Annotated in this window: 15 protein-coding genes; 5 read left to right on the top strand and 10 right to left on the bottom strand. The window is 64.8% G+C overall.

Annotated features, from left to right (window positions below):
• Nucleotides 1–56: 56 nt before the first annotated feature.
• The 4 genes from ACFOJ9_RS29100 to ACFOJ9_RS29115 are packed head-to-tail and all read right to left on the bottom strand — an operon-like array spanning nt 57 to nt 4,751.
• The gene (locus ACFOJ9_RS29100; RefSeq protein WP_378984021.1) at nt 57–1,055 is read right to left on the bottom strand and encodes an ABC transporter permease subunit; all 999 of its coding nucleotides are present in this window, start codon (nt 1,053–1,055) and stop codon (nt 57–59) included.
• Nucleotides 1,052–2,596 (bottom strand): sugar ABC transporter ATP-binding protein, encoded by a 1,545-nt coding sequence (locus tag ACFOJ9_RS29105; RefSeq protein ID WP_378984023.1) that lies wholly within the window; start codon nt 2,594–2,596, stop codon nt 1,052–1,054. The genes ACFOJ9_RS29100 and ACFOJ9_RS29105 overlap by 4 nt, the downstream gene beginning before the upstream one ends.
• Nucleotides 2,593–3,972, bottom strand: a complete 1,380-nt coding sequence (locus ACFOJ9_RS29110) for an FGGY-family carbohydrate kinase (protein WP_378984025.1) — start codon at nt 3,970–3,972, stop codon at nt 2,593–2,595. Before ACFOJ9_RS29110 ends, ACFOJ9_RS29105 begins: the two co-directional genes overlap by 4 nt.
• Complete coding sequence (locus ACFOJ9_RS29115; RefSeq protein WP_378984027.1) at nt 3,969–4,751, bottom strand: DeoR/GlpR family DNA-binding transcription regulator; 783 nt, start codon at nt 4,749–4,751, stop codon at nt 3,969–3,971. The genes ACFOJ9_RS29110 and ACFOJ9_RS29115 overlap by 4 nt, the downstream gene beginning before the upstream one ends.
• A gap of 194 nt (nt 4,752–4,945) precedes the next feature.
• Between ACFOJ9_RS29115 and ACFOJ9_RS29120 the strand changes: the two genes are divergently transcribed.
• Genes ACFOJ9_RS29120 through ACFOJ9_RS29130 form a run of 3 tightly spaced genes read left to right on the top strand, consistent with a single transcriptional unit; the run spans nt 4,946 to nt 8,126 of the window.
• On the top strand, nt 4,946–5,989 hold the full coding sequence (locus ACFOJ9_RS29120; RefSeq protein WP_378984029.1) for a class II aldolase/adducin family protein: 1,044 nt from the start codon (nt 4,946–4,948) through the stop codon (nt 5,987–5,989).
• Nucleotides 5,990–6,003: 14 nt separating this feature from the next.
• A complete protein-coding gene (locus ACFOJ9_RS29125) occupies nt 6,004–7,278 on the top strand; it encodes an FGGY-family carbohydrate kinase (protein ID WP_378984032.1) in 1,275 nt (424 codons plus the stop codon).
• Nucleotides 7,275–8,126 carry a TIGR01459 family HAD-type hydrolase gene (locus tag ACFOJ9_RS29130; RefSeq protein WP_378984034.1) on the top strand — a complete coding sequence of 284 codons (852 nt, stop codon included), beginning with the start codon at nt 7,275–7,277 and terminating at the stop codon, nt 8,124–8,126. The genes ACFOJ9_RS29125 and ACFOJ9_RS29130 overlap by 4 nt, the downstream gene beginning before the upstream one ends.
• Here the strand turns inward: ACFOJ9_RS29130 and ACFOJ9_RS29135 are convergent.
• A complete protein-coding gene (locus tag ACFOJ9_RS29135) occupies nt 8,113–9,123 on the bottom strand; it encodes a sugar-binding transcriptional regulator (RefSeq protein ID WP_378984037.1) in 1,011 nt (336 codons plus the stop codon). The two genes, ACFOJ9_RS29130 and ACFOJ9_RS29135, sit on opposite strands and share 14 nt — an antisense overlap.
• Nucleotides 9,124–9,282: 159 nt before the next feature.
• Here ACFOJ9_RS29135 and ACFOJ9_RS29140 point away from each other — a divergent pair, with 159 nt between their 5' ends.
• A complete protein-coding gene (locus ACFOJ9_RS29140) occupies nt 9,283–10,080 on the top strand; it encodes a hypothetical protein (RefSeq protein ID WP_378984039.1) in 798 nt (265 codons plus the stop codon).
• An 84-nt stretch (nt 10,081–10,164) separates the two neighbouring features.
• Here the strand turns inward: ACFOJ9_RS29140 and ptsP are convergent, their stop codons facing one another.
• The 5 genes from ptsP to ACFOJ9_RS29165 form a co-directional block, all read right to left on the bottom strand.
• Nucleotides 10,165–12,144, bottom strand: a complete 1,980-nt coding sequence (gene ptsP / locus ACFOJ9_RS29145; protein WP_378984041.1) for a phosphoenolpyruvate--protein phosphotransferase — start codon at nt 12,142–12,144, stop codon at nt 10,165–10,167.
• 57 nt (nt 12,145–12,201) lie between these two features.
• The gene (locus tag ACFOJ9_RS29150; protein ID WP_378984043.1) at nt 12,202–12,582 is read right to left on the bottom strand and encodes a PTS glucitol/sorbitol transporter subunit IIA; all 381 of its coding nucleotides are present in this window, start codon (nt 12,580–12,582) and stop codon (nt 12,202–12,204) included.
• 28 nt (nt 12,583–12,610) lie between these two features.
• Nucleotides 12,611–13,609: a PTS glucitol/sorbitol transporter subunit IIB gene (gene srlE / locus ACFOJ9_RS29155; protein WP_378984046.1), complete on the bottom strand. Its 999-nt coding sequence runs from the start codon at nt 13,607–13,609 to the stop codon at nt 12,611–12,613.
• Nucleotides 13,610–13,625: 16 nt separating this feature from the next.
• Entirely contained in the window at nt 13,626–14,387 is a 762-nt protein-coding gene (srlA, locus tag ACFOJ9_RS29160) for a PTS glucitol/sorbitol transporter subunit IIC (protein ID WP_378984049.1), read from the bottom strand.
• 117 nt (nt 14,388–14,504) lie between these two features.
• Complete coding sequence (locus ACFOJ9_RS29165; RefSeq protein ID WP_027038061.1) at nt 14,505–14,942, bottom strand: transcriptional regulator GutM; 438 nt, start codon at nt 14,940–14,942, stop codon at nt 14,505–14,507.
• A 195-nt stretch (nt 14,943–15,137) separates the two neighbouring features.
• On the opposite strand from ACFOJ9_RS29165, the gene ACFOJ9_RS29170 reads away from it, so the two are divergent.
• On the top strand, nt 15,138–15,779 hold the full coding sequence (locus tag ACFOJ9_RS29170; protein ID WP_378984051.1) for a hypothetical protein: 642 nt from the start codon (nt 15,138–15,140) through the stop codon (nt 15,777–15,779).
• The last annotated feature ends 51 nt before the right edge of the window (nt 15,780–15,830 follow it).

Raw genomic sequence — 15,830 nt, forward strand, 5'->3', positions numbered from 1 at the left:
GCGCCTCTCACGGTGCGTTACACAAACCGGTCGTTGACGCCGGCGACTAAGGTCAATCACGTTCTTGCTCCTGCCTGGAGCCTGTAGCGGTCGAGGGCGACCGCCACGATGATGACCAATCCCTTGATGATGTACTGCCAGATGTCCGAGACACCGGCCAAGATGAGCCCGTTGGAGAGCACCGCGATGATCAGGCCGCCGATCAGCGTGCCCCAGATCGAGCCGACGCCGCCGACGAAGCTGGTGCCACCGAGAATGACCGCGGCAATGGCGTCGAGTTCGTAGGATTGCCCGAGCTGCAGGCCATTGGCGGCGTAGAGCCGGGCCGCCGACATGGCGCCGCCAAGGCCGGCCAGCATCCCGGATACGCCATAGACGAACAGCAGCACCAGCGGCACCTTGATGCCGGTCAGCCGGGCGGCCTCCGCATTGCCGCCGACGGCATAGATCCAGGTGCCGAGCACGGTGCGCTTGAGCACCAGCCAGGACAGCACCACGACCGACAGCGCGATGATCACCAGCCACGGGATGCCGAACAGCGAACCGTTGCCGATGAAGTCGAACGGCAGGTCCGAATTGAACACCGTCGTGTCCTGGCCGAGCAGGCGGGCGACGCCGCGCACCGCGGTCAGCGAACCCAGCGTGACGATGAAGGGCGGCAGCTTGATATAGGCGATGAGCAGCCCGTTGATCAGGCCGAAGCCGAGGCCGACCAGAACGGCCGCCGGCACGCCGAGCAGGCCCCAGTCCGGCACCAGCGACACCATCACCGCCACCATCGCCGATGCGGCAAGGATTGCGCCGACGGACAGGTCGATGCCGCCGGTCAGGATGACGAAGGTCATGCCGGCCGCCAGCACGATGTTGATCGACGATTGCTGGGTGACGATCAAAAGGTTGGTCTCGGTCAGGAAACGCGGGTTCATGAACTGGAAGCCGGCCGCCAGCAGGATCAGGACCGGCAGCATGCCAAGGGCAGCGATTGCAGTGCGCAACCGCCGGCTCGTGCCGGTGGCCTGGCCGCCTGCGCTGATCTCGGTCGCCTTGTCGGTCATTGCTGAGCCGCTCCCGTTGCAAGTTCCATGATTTTCTCCTGGCTGAGCGGCTCGCCCTTGGATGCCGTCACCTCGCCCGATATCGCGCCGTCGCGCATCACCAGCACGCGATCAGCGACGCCGATCACCTCCGGCAGTTCGCTGGAGATCATCAGGATGGCGATTCCCTGCTTGGCGAGATTGTCGATCAGCCGGTAGATTTCCGACTTCGCCCCGACATCGACGCCGCGGGTCGGCTCATCGAGGATGACGACCTTCGGCTCGGTTTCGAGCAGGCGGGCGAGCAGCACCTTCTGCTGGTTGCCGCCCGACAGCGAGCCGGCATTGGCCTGCACCGAACTGGTGCGGATGGAGAGATCGGCAACAGCCTTGGAAGCGCGTCTTTCGGCGGCCGCGAAGTCGCGCAAGCCGCCGGCGCGGGAATCCCTCGCCAGCACGCCCATGCTGATGTTGTCGGAAATCGACATGTCGAGGAAAAGGCCGAGTTCCTTGCGGTCCTCGGTCAGATAGGCGATGCCGGCATCCAGCGCCTCGCGCGGCGAGCCGATGGTTATAGGCTTGCCGTCGAGCTCCAGCGTGCCGGATGTGCGCCTGTCGGCGCCGAAGATCAGCCGCGCAAGCTCGGTGCGGCCGGAGCCGACCAGGCCCGCCAGCGCCAGCACCTCGCCCTTGTGCAGGTCGAACGAGCAGTTCTTCAGGAGACGGCCGTCGGACATGCCGCGCACCGAGAGTGCCACCGCGCGCTTTGCGTCCGGCGGCCGATGGTCCTTCTTATAGAAGGCTGTGAGATCGCGGCCGACCATCATCGAGACGAGGCGCGAGGCGCTGAGCTCGGCGCGCTCGAGCGTGCCGACATAGCCGCTGTCGCGCAGCACGCTGACGCGGTCGGCAAGCTGGTAGACCTCTTCCATGCGGTGGCTGATGTAGATGATGGCGATACCTTGCGATTTCAGCGTCGCAATGACCTCGAACAGCCGGTCGGTTTCGCGAGAGGTCAGCGACGTCGTTGGCTCGTCCATGACGATGATGCGCGCATTGGTCGACAGCGCGCGGGCGATCTCGACCAGCTGGCGTTCGCCAAGCGACAGGTTGGAGACCATGTCGCGGGCCGAGAAGGAGACGCCGAGACGCTTGATGATTTCCCTGGCGCGCCGGGTGCACTGGTCGCGGTCGACGATGCCGAAGCGTCGCGGCTCGTTGCCGAGGAAGATGTTCTGCGCCACCGTCAAATTGGGCGCCAGCGAGAGCTCCTGATAGATCACCGCGACGCCGCTGGCGCGCGCCTTGATCGGATCGCCGGTCGCAGCGGGCATGCCGTCGATCAGGATCTCGCCACCGGGATCCGGCCGATAGGCGCCTGACAGCACCTTCATCAATGTCGACTTGCCGGCGCCGTTTTCGCCCATCAAGGCGTGCAACTCGCCGGCATGGACGCTGAGCGAGACATCCTGCAAGGCACGGATGGCGCCGAACGTCTTGGAGATGTGGCGCATTTCCAGCACCGGCTGGCGCGTCGTCTCGACCTTGGCAGCCGCACTCATCGCGCGCCTCCCGCGGCGGCACCAGCGATGCCACGGTCCATGGCGAAGGCACGCCAATCACTGCGATAGCCGGCTAATCCAGTGAAACGCGAAGCGCTCACCGGCTCCGGAACCTCGGCGGCAAAGTCGCGCCCCACGCTCTCGAAGGCGAGCGCTGCGGCACCCGTGGCGCTGCCTTCCAGAGTGGCGCCCTGCAGGAAGACCTGGCCGGGACGCAGTTGCGCCAGCAGGCCGGCGAGCAGGCCGCCCGTGTTCAGCCCGCCATCGACGATCACGGTGTTGTTCGAATGGATGAGGTCGAGCGACAGATCGACCATCAGCGCAACATAGAGCACGGCCACCGCCGCGCGTTCCTCGGCATCGGGCGTACGCCCGACCAGCCGGCCGAAATGGCCGGGCATCGGCCCGCCCGGCGCGAAGCTTGGCAGTGCCATGATGCCGGCGTCGATCACCCGCTGCACCACCGGGCCGGCGATCTCGCCTTGCCAGCCGCCGCTGATCGTTGCGAATTCACGTCCGCCCATGAAACGGATGGTCGGCACCGGGCCGCCATCGACGTCGACATTGACCAGCATGTCGCGGTCCCGGTCGAGCGCGTCGAGCGGGCAGTTGGGATTGAGCACGATGACCCAGGTGCCGGTCGAAACGACGGTGACCGGGCCAAGCTCCTGCCGGCGATAGGCATGCAGCGCCGCATTCGAGTCATGGACGCCGTTGTGGATGGCGATCGGCTTCGCTGCACCGCCAAGGCGCCGTTCGCCGGTCACGGTGCCGGCGCGCTCGAAGGCAGGCATCCGGTCGCGCCAGCCCTGCGCATCTACCAGTGAGGAAAAATCGCGCTGGCGCGGCGCCCACAGATGCGAGTGGCAGCCAAGATAGGACACTTCCGAGACCGCTCGGCCGCCAAGGCGCCAGCTCCAGTATTGCGGATAGCCGAGGATCGATTTCGACGCAGCGAATGCATCCGGATCGACCTCCTGCAGCCACAGCATATGGCGACCGTAATTGAAGCCGAGCGGCAGTCGCGGCGAGAACGTCTCGGAAAAGTCAGGAATGCGGCGATCGATCCGCGCGGCTATCTCGGCCGGCGGCTCTTGCTCGTAGTCGAGGATCGGATGCGTCAGCGCCGCCTCGCCGATCAAGGCGAAGGTGCAGCCATGGCCCGACACCATCAGCCCCTCGACGCCATGGCTGTCGACCGCCTCGCCTACGGCACCGAGTGCCCAATCGTGGAGCGCTGCCTCGTCGAGCACGCTGAAACCGTCTTGGCGCACCCATTTCGGCTGTGTCCGACGCTCGTCGAGAATGCGCCCTCCCTGATCGAAGACGAACAGCTTCGAATTGGTCTTGCCGAAATCGAGGACCGCCACTTTCACTGGATGGCTCCCGAGGATGGGGCTATCCGCACCATGACGCCGGCGTCCTCCAGCATGCGCGCATCGGTGTCCGAGAGGCCGTCGTCGGTGACCAGCGTACCGATGCGGGAAAGCGGCAGCGCGACGTTGCGCGCGTGGATCGACAGTTTGCGGCTGTCGGCCAGCACCACGATCTGGTCGGCGCAGAGGCTGAGGTCGATGATGGAGCGCACCAGCAGCGGATGCGATTCCATCACGCCTTCCTGGCCAAGGCCTTGTGCACCGAGAAAAAATTTCGAGGCGTAGAAGGGTACGGCCTGAGTGAGCGAATGGATGATGCCGGGTTCGCGATGCAGGTCACCGCCGGCAACCGTCAGGCTGCAATGGCCGTGGTCGCTGAGATAGGCCGCCAGCGGCATCGAGTTGGTGTAGAGCCGGATGTTGCGCTCGGCGAGCTTGACCCCGAGATGGAAGCAGGTCGACCCGCCATGCACGATGACCGCATCGCCGTCACGCACCATGGTCGCCGCGAGAGAGGCGATTTGCCGCTTGGCCTCGACCGCAAGGTCGCGGTTCTCGTCGTATGGCCTGGCATAGGCGACACCAGCCTGGGAAGCGCCGTCGAGCGCTGAGATGCCGCCATAGACCTTCCGCGCTTCCCCGGCTTCGTCGATCCTGTCGATGTCGCGCCTGACCGTCGCGGCTGAAACGCCGAGCCGCTCCTGCAACTCGCGCACCGAGGCGAACGGGCGATCCCGCAGCAGTTCGACGATCTGACGCTGGCGGCCGGAGTCGCTCAACACTTTCCTCCCCGATGCCATTTTTCCATGGCAGTTGGCGCAACTTACTCAACATTAGCCAGATTGCAAGCGGGTTTTGATGATAGTAGATCACTATTGACGTAGATCACTCGTATCTGCGATATCAGCGCCAATTCGATCCCGGCAACGGGATTTCGCGCAGGACACGGCCGAGCCGTTGGAGGAAAAGCGCCATGGCAACCCAAGCTGACGCGCAGGAACTGGCCGCCTTGCGGGCGCTTTCGGCCAGCATCGGGCAGAGCCCGCATCTGACCCAGGCAGCGGGCGGCAACACCTCCTTGAAAGCCGACGACACTTTGTGGATCAAGGCCTCCGGCACCTGGCTGAAGGACGCGCTCACCGACGACATCATGGTGCCGGTGGCGATGGCGCCGCTGCTCAAAGCCGTCGAACAGCGCGACCGCGCCGCCGACCAGCCGCAGGGTTTCACCATTGCGGCGCTCAACCCGCGCGGCTTGCGTCCGTCGATCGAGACCACGGTGCACGCCTTGATGCCGCAGCGCGTCGTTGTGCATGTCCATTGCGTCGACACCATTGCGCTTGCCGTGCAGGCCGATGGCGAGGCCGAGGTCGCCAGGCGGCTCGATGGCATCGAATGGGCCTATGTGCCCTATTTCCGGCCGGGCCTGCCGCTTGCCCGCGGCATTGCCGAGAAACTTCGGCCTGATGTCGACGTGTTGATCCTTGGCAATCACGGGCTGGTCATCGCCGCCGAAACCGTTGCCGAAGCGGAACTTCTGCTGCACCGTGTCAGATCATTGCTAGCTCGGCCGGCGCGCGCGACGGCCGCACCCGACCTTGCCGCCTTGACGAGGCTTGCCGGCGACAGCTTCTACAGATTGCCGGCCGATGTCGAAGCGCATGCGGTTGCGCTCGACTCGGAGAGCCGTCGCATAGCGAAGGCCGGCAGCCTCTATCCGGACCACGTCATCTTCCTCGGCCAGGGCTCCGTCGTGGCGGGGCGTGGCGAGACCGTGGCTGATATCATCGCGCGACTGGGCACGCCGCCGGCGGCGATCCTATTTCCTGACGCTGGCGTGTTGATGCGGGGCGACGCCAGCGCCGGCGCCGATGCCATGCAACGCTGCCTTGCCGATGTGACGGCGCGCATCGACATCGCGGCGCGGCTGAACTACCTCACCGCCGCCGAGAATGACGAACTGGTCAACTGGGACGCCGAGCAGTATCGCCAGAAGCTCAACGCGGCCGGCGGCTAGCAAGGACAGAGGCTATGCTGCCACTTGCCATCGGCATCGACATCGGCACATCAGGTGCGCGCGCCGTCGCCATGCGACCGGATTTCTCCATAGCCGGGCATTCCGCTGTTCCGCTCGACCGATTTGGTCGCGATGGCCGCGACCCGGCGGCATGGTGGCTAGCAGCCCAGGCGGCGCTGACGGAGCTGCTTTCCGGCATCGACCGGGCCGCGGTCCGCGCGATCGCCATCGATGGCACCTCGGGCACGTTGCTGCCGGTCGACGCGGCCGGGCGGCCGCTCGCGAAACCATTGATGTACAACGACAAGGTCGCCGACGACGACATCCTGGCCGTGATCGCCCGCGCGGCACCGGCCGCAAGTGCCGCGCACGGAGCGACATCCGGCCTCGCCAAGGCCCTGCGCTTCCAGCATCTGCCAGGCATTGCAGCGGTGCTGCACCAGGCCGACTGGATTGCCGGAAACTTCTCCGGCCGCTTCGATGTCAGCGACGAGAACAATGCCCTGAAGACGGGCTATGACGTCGAGGCTCGCCGCTGGCCGGACTGGATCGCGGCGGCCGGAATGCGCATGGAGTTGCTGCCGCGCGTCGTCGAACCGGGCGATGTCACCGGCGCTCTCACCGCCGCCGCCGTGGAGCAGTTCGGCTTGCCGCACGATGTGGCCGTTGTCGCTGGAACGACGGACGGCTGCGCCTCGTTCCTGGCGACCGGTGCCGCGGCCATCGGCGACGGCGTCTCCGCGCTGGGATCCTCGCTGACCATCAAGATCCTGTCCGACCGGCCGATCTCGGCGCCGCGCTTCGGCATCTACAGCCATCGGCTCGGCAACGCCTGGCTGGCGGGCGGTGCGTCGAATTCCGGAGGCAAGGTGCTGGCACAGCATTTTCCGCTTGCGCGTATCATCGAACTCAGTGCGGCAATCGACCCGGGGACGGACACCGGCCTCGACTACTATCCGCTTCCCGCGACGGGCGAACGGTTCCCCATCGCCGATCCGGCGCTGCCGCCACGCCTCACGCCCCGGCCAGCGGACGACGCCAACTATCTGAAAGCGATGTTCGAAGGCATCGCCGCGATCGAAGCGCTCGGCTATGTCAGGCTTGCCGAACTCGGCGCGCCTGCGTTGACATCGGTCAGGAGCGTCGGCGGCGGCGCCGCGAACCCGGCATGGACGGCAATCCGGCAGCGCAAGCTCGGCGTCGATTTCCTGCCCGCGCTTTCCGACGAGGCCGCCGCCGGCACGGCGCGGCTGGCGCTGACGGGCGCGAGCCGGGCGGGGCTTCTATGAGCATGAAACGGGTCGAACGTCTCGACGGCATCGGGCTGCTGGTGGAGCGCTATGACGTGTTCCTGCTTGACCAGTTCGGCGTGCTGCACGATGGCACGCGGCCCTATCCGGGCGCGGTGGCGGCACTGTCGGCGCTGAAGCGCGCCGGCAAGACCGTGGTGCTGGTTTCGAACTCCGGTAGGCGGGCACGACCCAATGAAAGCCGGCTCATAAAACTCGGCTTCGAACCGGGAAGCTGGGACCATTTTGTATCTTCCGGCGAGGTGGCGTGGCGATCTTTTAACGACATGGCGGCTTCGGGGAAGCTGCGCCCTGGAATAAAATGCCTGCTGATCAGCCGCGACGACGATCGCTCGGCCATTGACGGCCTGCCTTTTGTGCTGACCGGCGCCGGCGACGAGGCCGAACTGGTGCTGATCTCGGCCAGCGAGGGTGATCGCTACGACCTCGACCATTATCGCAGGCTGCTTGCGCCGGCAGCAGCGCGGCAGGTGCCGTGCTTCTGCACCAATCCCGACACTATCATGCTGACGGCCAACGGGCCGCGCTTCGGCGCCGGCCGGCTTGCCGACCTCTATGAGAGTCTGGGCGGCAGCGTCACCCGCATCGGCAAGCCCCACAAGGCGATTTTCGACACAGCACTGGCGCTGGCGGGCAAGCCGGACCGTGGCACCGTGGTCTGCGTCGGCGACAGCGTCGAGCACGACATATCAGGCGGCGATGGCGCCGGCATCGCCACGGCGCTGGTTCTGAGTGGAATACTGGCGGACACATCAGATCTCGCCGCTGTTTTCGAAGAACAGCAAGCCTGGCCGGACTATATCGCCGATAGCTTCAGTTTCCGCTGACCGCTTCCAGCATGCGCCGCGCGCTTTCCTCGTCGGTGATCAGGATGGTCGGGGCGATGAGGGTCATGGCGCCGAGCAGCGCCTCGGTCTTCTCCGCACCGCCGGAGGTGAGGATGCGGATCGGCGCCTTGCGCAGACGGTCGACATCGACCGACATCACGTGGCTGTTGACGGGATGGTCGACCAGATCGCCATTGCGGTCGAAGAAATGGAACAGAAGGTCGCCAACGGCGCCACGCGCAAGCAGGGCCTCCCGATCCGCTTCCTTGAGAAAGCCGCCGCGAGAGAAAGTGGTGGCCGAGGCAATGCCGCCGACGCTGAGCAGAACGGCATCGAGCACGTTGGCCATTTCAAAGACCTCCTGCAGGCCGCAGCGCTCGACCAGCGCGATCTTGGTCTCGACGCTGTCGACGACGGCCGGCGTCGGGATCAGATAACCGTCGCCCTGGAAGATTTGGGCGAAGCGCCAGGCGAACTCGGCCGGGTTGAATCGGCGCACGACGCCGACACCGCCAAGCAGCGAAATGACCTTGAAGTCGGTGAGCGACTTGGCGCTGATGAAGGGCAGGCTCGAGAACAGCGTCCGACCCCAACCGACGCCGACGCGCATGCCGGACTTCATCGTGTCGGACAGGAAACTGCCGGTCTTGGCGCTGATCGCCTGTAGGGGGTCGGCATCGGGCGCGGAAAGCGGCGCCACCAGCGCCTGCTGCAGGCCGAACGTCTTCTCCAGAGCGCGCTCCAGCCGCACGATCTCCGACAATTCGCTCTCGATGCTGATCTTCACCTCATTGCGCGCGCGCGCGTCCGCCAGCATGCGCACGATGGTGACGCGGCCGACGCCAAGCACATCGGCGATCTCGTTCTGCGTCATCTGTTCGACGAAATACATCCAGGCGGCGCGGATCCTGAGGCGATCCGTCCGGCTTTCGCTGGCGACCTGCTCGGTTGCCTCGCCTCGGCCGTCTTCGCTTTCGCCCTGTCGTCGCCTGCCCACGCCTGTCTCTCCTCCTGCGGCGACGGACGAGCGCGCCGTCGCCGATTCTGCATGCTGGTCTAGTATCGCCTATTGATCTACCAATCGATAGGAACAATGTAGAGGTGAAGACCGCCCCCCTGTTGGTGGCCATCCGCAGCAATTTCGAGGCGATCCGCGATGCTCCGACAAATCTCCGAAGACGTCCGCGTCAACCTGAAGGACCGGTTGCGGGAAGTCCGCGAAATCATCCGCCAGAGCCGCCATGACGGCAGCGGCGACGCCAGTGTCCTGCGCGAAGCAACCAGCCATCTGCCGCCGTTTCCGGGCAAGGGCATCGAAGGTCTGCTCAGCCATGCGGCGAGTGCCGTCGACGAAGCGCTGTCGATCGCCGAATCCTTTGTCCCGCATGAGCGCCCGATAAAGGTGGACGGCACGACCGTAAAGGGCCTCGGCACCTATTTCCCGGTCGGCAACGAGGATCGCCAGCTGGGCGCCGAGCGCCTGTTCCGGCGCGATATGTATTATCTGACCAAGGCGGTGCTTGCCGGCCTGAACATCGACAATGCCCGCATCCACGAAGCCGATTTCGCGGCCGTCCACGCCACGATGCGCAAGCGGCATGGTGATCTCCTGGCCGCATTGGCCGCGCCGGGCGCTGGACTGCAGGCAATCGCGGCCGCCTGTTCGGCGCTGCTGGTCGAGTGCCTCAACCAGCGTCCCGTTCGCTTTGCCGAGACCGCGCCGGAAACGCCGGCGGGCGGCCGGGCGCTCGACATAAGCTGCCTGGCGCCGCTCGCCTTGGCCTGCGGCCTGGCGACCGCCGGCAGGGACGGCGCGCCGGAGCCGGACATGCTGGAGATCGCGATCCTTGCCGCCGAAATCCGTCATGACCGCATCGTTCAGGCCTGCGCCAAGGCGAGCCCAATCGCTGAATTGACACCCGTTTTCGCCACCTTGCTTGCCCATTTGCCGTAAACTGCCGCCAGCGCAATTCCAGGAAAAGTGTGTCGCGGTTTTCCGTTCGGAATTGCGCAAAACAAACAGCGCGGCCGCGGAGATTTAGTCTCCAGCGGCCATGGCCATGATCGTCTTCTTGGCGCGCTGGATCGAGGCCGGGCTCATCGAGAGCTCGGTCAGCCCCATCTTCACGAAGGTAGCAATGAGGTCGGGCCGGCCGGCCGCCTCACCGCACATACCGACCATGATGCCGGCGGCGACGCCGGCTTTTGCCGTCATTTCGATCGCCGCCATGACGGCCGGATTGGTGACGTCGTTGAGCTTCGCCACGGTCGGGTTGAGCCGGTCGGCGGCCATGATGTACTGCGTGAGATCATTGGTGCCGATCGAGAAGAAAGCGACCTCCTTGGCCAGCGCCGGGGCGATCAGCACGGCAGCCGGGGTTTCGATCATCACGCCGAGATCGAACGTTGCATGCGGCACGCCTTCGGCTTTCAGCTCGGCGGCGCATTCCTCGACCAGCACCCGCGTCTGCCTGACCTCGCCGATGTCGGACACCATCGGCAGCATCACCTTGATGTTGCCGTGCACGGCGGCCCGCAGCAGCGCCCGCAGCTGGCGTTTGAAGATGTCGGGTCGGTCGAGGCACATGCGGATGCCGCGCCAGCCGAGGAAGGGATTTTCCTCATCGGGAAATTCGATGCCGGCGATCGGCTTGTCGCCGCCGATGTCGAGCGTGCGCACGATGACCGGATAAGGCGCAAAAGCCTTGGCCAGCGCCGCGTAGGTCTCCGCCTGCATGTCTTCCGAGGGCAGGTGCATGTGGCGCATGAACAGAAGCTCGGTGCGGAACAGGCCGATGCCCATCGCGCCAGCCTCCTGCGCCGCCTCGATTTCCTCAAGCGAGCCGATATTGGCCGCGACCTCGATGATCGTGCCGTCGGCGAGCTTCGGCGTCACCGTCTTGAAGACGGTCAAGCCGGCGCGCTCCTTTGCCGCCGCTTCGACGCGGCCGGCGAAATCGGCACGGGTCGCCTCGTCGGGGTCGATGATCACGTAGCCGCTGTTGCCGTCGAGCGCGACTTCTCGCGCGGTGCGCAAGGCATTGACTTGGTCGCCGAGGCCGAGCACCGCCGGAATGCCGTGCGAGCGGGCAATGATGGCGATGTGCGAGGTGGCGCCGCCATGGCCGCACACCACGCCGCCGATGCGCTTCAGCGGCGCGCGTGCCAGATCCCAGGCGCCGATATCGTCGGCGATGAGAATAGCCCCTTCGGGTATGTTTTCGAGGCTGACATCGTCTTGCCCGAGCAGTACGAGGCAGATTTGCCGGCCGACCGCATGAACATCGTCGGCTCGGGCGTTGAGATAGTGATCGTCGACGGCGCTGAAATCGGCGGCGATGATGGAGGCGGCAGTGATGACGGCCGAAATCGCATCATTGCCGCCCTTGATCAGGCCTTCGGCCTCACCGGTCAGGCTCTCGTCGGCGGCGATGTCACGGAGCGCGGCGACGATGCCGCGGTCTCCAGCCGACAGGCTGTCCTGCGCCAACGCCTGGTCCATGCGTGCCTGGACCGCGCGGACCGCAGCGCGGAACCTGTCGATCTCGCCGGCGATCTCGTCGGCCTGCAGCATGCGGCCTTGTCCGGCGATATCGGGTGGGAAATGCGCAAAGGCCGGACCGATGGCGAAACCTTCGCTTGCCGCCACGCCGCGCAAGCCGTTTGCTCGACCAAGCGCCGCCGGCGCGGATTCGGGCGCAGGTGCCACTTCCTGCCCGGCATCATTCGCCGGGCTCTGCGACTCCGCTTCATCATCCAGGCCCGCTCTCGGATTTTCGAGATAGCCGATCAAGGCCTCGATGGCCTCGATGGCGTCGGCACCATTCGCCCGGACCGTGACTTCCTGGTTTTCCTTAACCGCCAGCAGCATCAGCTTGACCGAGCTCTTGGCGCTGACCGCCTTGCCATCCTTGACCAGCTCGACATCGGATTCGAAACCCTTGGCGAGCTTGACGAACCGCGTCGCGGGACGGGCGTGCAAACCTTCATGCACTCTGACGATGGTCGAGCGTTCCATGGCAAATACTCTGCTCTTCTTGGCGCCATGACCAGACGGGTGGCGGCGCGAATGCTGTCAGGCGGCGATGGTGATGATCGCGCCCGCCTTCAGGGCGGCCACGAGCGCTTGCGGGTCGACTTGCGACGCACAGATTTCGCCCGGCCTCTCGGCCTCGGTGGCGCCGTTGAACGAGATGACGACATGGCCCATTTCGAGCACCTTGCTCCAGGCGCTGGAGCCGACCGCCGTTATAACAGCGGCAACCGGGCCGAGGGTGATCGAAGCGCCCTTGGCGGGCGCTCCGTCACTTGGTCCCTGCTCCGTCTTGTGGAGCACCGAAACCTCGGCAAGCTCCGGCGGCGAGCCATCCGCAAACAGGATGACCACGCCCGCTTCGGCAAGGTCCGCCACTTCGGGTCCGATGGCAGTGACCCGTGTTCTCAGAAGAACCGTCATATGGCGAACCTCATTTTTGTAGCTGTCTTTAGAACACGATCAGGCTGACGATCCAGGCGATCAGCACCGAGACCGGGCCCATGATCTGGCGGCTGATGAGCACCGCCGGAACACCGATCTCGATCGTCTTCGGTTTCGCCTCACCGAGCGCCAGGCCGACGGGGACGAAGTCGCAGCCCACCTGGGTGTTGTAGGCAAACAGCGCTGGCAGCGCCATCGCCGGCGAAATCGTACCGTTGGCGATCTGCGGGCCGATGATGGCGACGCCGATGACCTGCGCGATGACAGCGCCTGGCCCGAGGATGGGCGACAGGAACGGCAGGCCGCAGATGGCCGAGATGATCAACAGGCCAACGATGTTGTTGGCCAGCGGACCCATTGGCTGCGCCAGCACATCACCGATGCCGGTGTACAGGATCAGACCGATGAGCATGGTCACGAAGGCCATGAACGGCAGCACGTTGCGGATGACCTGATCGATGGTGCGGCGACCGGCATTGAAGAAGATGCCGACGATACGCCCCATGACGCGGCCGATCGTGCTGATGAGGCCGATCAGACCGCCCTCGCTAGGCAGCGCCGTCGGCGTCGCATTGTTGCTGCTTGAACTCATCGCTGCTGCTCCCCCTGCAGTGGTGACCGTTTCGGATCCGTCCGCCATTGTGATGTTCGCCGGCTTCACGCCCGAAACGTAGATGTCCTCGGTGATGAACTGGGCCAGCGGCCCGGACTGGCCGACCGGCGTCAGATTGACGGTCGGGATGCGCTTGCGCGGATAGACGCCGCATCGTGCGGTGCCGCCGCAATCGACGACGACAACCGCCATCTCGCTTTCGATCGGCGGCGCCCTGAAGCCGTCGACGGCTTCGGCACCGGTCATATCGGCGATGAGCTGCGCCACCGGGTGAATGCCACCACCGGTGACGGAAACAACCTTGCTGCGCTGTTCGGTCGGCTCGATGATGAGCGGGCCACCCCAGCCGGTTTTGCCCTGGGAGATCCTTACGGCTTTGTATGTCTTGGCCATGATGTCCTCCCCGCCCTTACAGCTCGACGCCCTGGCGGCGTGCCATGATGGCGGTGATGCGTTCGGTCAGCATGCCCTTGAGCAGGATGACGACGAGGCCGACGATGGCGTACCAGATCGCCACCTTGACGTGGTAACCGGCGACGACGACGCCCTTCTTCTCCAGCTCCAGCAGCGCGACGAGAATGCCGCCCCAGACGAAATACTCGCCGGGATTGATGTGCGGGAACAGGCCGAGCGGCGGGTGCACATAGGACACGGCCGCGTCATAGAAGGCCGGCTTGTGCTTTTCTTCCAGGAACGATCCGAACGTATAGGCCATCGGATTGGTGAGGAAGAACACCGCCAGCAGCGGCAAAAGCGTATAGCGCGTCAGCGCGATCCGGCCGGCGCCGCGCGCCAGGCCGTGTACGCGCTCTTCGCCGACCAGTTCGGTGACGGCGTAGAAGGCGGTCATCAGCACCACCAGCGTCGGAATGATGCCGGTGACGAAGCCGGCGAAGACCTCGCCGCCCTTCTGGAAGATACCGATGAAATACTTGCCGATGGCGGTCAGCCAGCCGAGCTGCTCTTCCTGCTGGACGTCCTTCAGTTTTTCCTTGAACTGATCGACGGTGATCGGTGCGCTGTCCGCTTGCGCCAGGACAACGAGATGGTCGGAGGCATGCTCGACGGCGAGCTTGCCATGCAATGCAGCATCCGAGACCATGGCACCTGCGACATGCAGATTGTGCACGGCCATGTCGGCATGCTGCGCCAACAACGAAAATACAGACATTTCTCCTCCTTATGCCGCCCGCCGGTTGATCCCAGTCGGTGCGCGGCGTCCTCTATCCCTTTGATTTAGAGACGGATTCAGATTTTCAGGTCGATTCGTCCTGAAATTCATCCGGCTCTAGGCCCTTGCTATGTTCAAACCGGACAGACCCGGCTTCTTCCCCGGCTCCGACCGTGTTTTGTCGATCTGTTCGATCGCCCGCTTCACGGCCTCGGCCACACCGGGTTCCCCCTCCCCCATGATTGCAGGATTGGACCGGAGTCGATCGAGGGGAACACCCTCGAACTCTTCATGTCTTTTGAATTTGGTGAAGACGGACCGGCCGCTCATCACCATCAGGCGGCGCACGATCAGGTCGGGTGTCACCACGACAAGCGCGATGGTGCCCTTGGCCAATCGACCGCGAAAATTGCCGGCTCCGACGAAGCCATCCTTGTACTGGTCGGTGACGCCCCTAAAGACATCGGAATAGTGCCGCATCTGGAGCCAGACGCCGAGCGACTGCAGCGCCCACACAATAACCAGCAGAAGCAGTCCCCACTGCCAAATCGCCATTCGGTTCTCCTCCCGAAGCCTATGTTGAACCGCACCTTGGACCGACGCGTGACAACAGCAAAGTGAGAACATTTGTTTCCGAGAATGTCAATATGTATGATATTGGCCTTAGCTGCCGTCATCCACAGGGACGCTGACAGATTTCAGCGGCGGCGCCGTTGTGCTAGCCTGATCGGGAAACAGGATACGAGGAACATGGATCTGCCCTTCAGGGACGAACTGGCCTTGATGCCCGACCTTCGCCATCGGTTGCGACAGTTGCGCTGGTTCCGCGCCACCTTCCGCGGCAGCGCCAAGGTGGTCTCGGACACGTTCGGCGTGCGCTTTGAAATCGACGAGGCCAAGCTCACCAGGGCCTTTCTCGACTGGGTCGAGATCATGGAGGCGCAGAAGCGCTTCGCCGCGATCGACCGCGCCGACTTCATCGTCTTTGCCGCCGGCCTCGTGCTGCGCGAGCTGATAAAACAGGCGCCGGCCAGGGAAATCTCCGGCCTCACCCAGTTGATCGAGACGGAAACGAATGCCGGCACACTGGAAATCGTCCGCTTCTGGCCGGAGGGGTACCTCTACACCAACTACTGCGTCTCGGTGATTTCGGCGATCCACGAGCAGGAATTCGGCACAGCACCTGGCATCGACAAATGCGCCGACGACCTGCGCACCTGGTGGTCCTATCGCGAGAACGTGACCGAGATGCCGGCCTATGCGGTGGCCTTCCTCGATCGCTTCCTCGGCGCCGAACCGAACTGGATCACGCCGGATCGCGCACAGTCCCGGCAAGCCATGCAAAGGGCTCTCGGATCGACGCGAGCGAGCGATGCGCTGCGCCAGCTTTGAGCCTGCCGGTTTTGCGCTCAAAACACCCGCACTATTGAACATTTGACTTTT

Origin of the sequence: Mesorhizobium cantuariense, from assembly GCF_042647205.1 — a bacterium.
Taxonomy (GTDB): Bacteria; Pseudomonadota; Alphaproteobacteria; order Rhizobiales; family Rhizobiaceae; genus Mesorhizobium; species Mesorhizobium cantuariense.

Coding starts and splice junctions, on each gene's coding strand:
- ACFOJ9_RS29140 (WP_378984039.1), top strand. CDS start 9,283: ATGCTCCGACAAATCTCCGAAGACGTCCGCGTCAACCTGAAGGACCGG.
- ACFOJ9_RS29170 (WP_378984051.1), top strand. CDS start 15,138: ATGGATCTGCCCTTCAGGGACGAACTGGCCTTGATGCCCGACCTTCGC.
- ptsP (WP_378984041.1), bottom strand. CDS start 12,144: ATGGAACGCTCGACCATCGTCAGAGTGCATGAAGGTTTGCACGCCCGT.
- ACFOJ9_RS29130 (WP_378984034.1), top strand. CDS start 7,275: ATGAGCATGAAACGGGTCGAACGTCTCGACGGCATCGGGCTGCTGGTG.
- srlA (WP_378984049.1), bottom strand. CDS start 14,387: ATGTCTGTATTTTCGTTGTTGGCGCAGCATGCCGACATGGCCGTGCAC.
- srlE (WP_378984046.1), bottom strand. CDS start 13,609: ATGGCCAAGACATACAAAGCCGTAAGGATCTCCCAGGGCAAAACCGGC.
- ACFOJ9_RS29105 (WP_378984023.1), bottom strand. CDS start 2,596: ATGAGTGCGGCTGCCAAGGTCGAGACGACGCGCCAGCCGGTGCTGGAA.
- ACFOJ9_RS29120 (WP_378984029.1), top strand. CDS start 4,946: ATGGCAACCCAAGCTGACGCGCAGGAACTGGCCGCCTTGCGGGCGCTT.
- ACFOJ9_RS29100 (WP_378984021.1), bottom strand. CDS start 1,055: ATGACCGACAAGGCGACCGAGATCAGCGCAGGCGGCCAGGCCACCGGC.
- ACFOJ9_RS29165 (WP_027038061.1), bottom strand. CDS start 14,942: ATGGCGATTTGGCAGTGGGGACTGCTTCTGCTGGTTATTGTGTGGGCG.
- ACFOJ9_RS29125 (WP_378984032.1), top strand. CDS start 6,004: ATGCTGCCACTTGCCATCGGCATCGACATCGGCACATCAGGTGCGCGC.
- ACFOJ9_RS29150 (WP_378984043.1), bottom strand. CDS start 12,582: ATGACGGTTCTTCTGAGAACACGGGTCACTGCCATCGGACCCGAAGTG.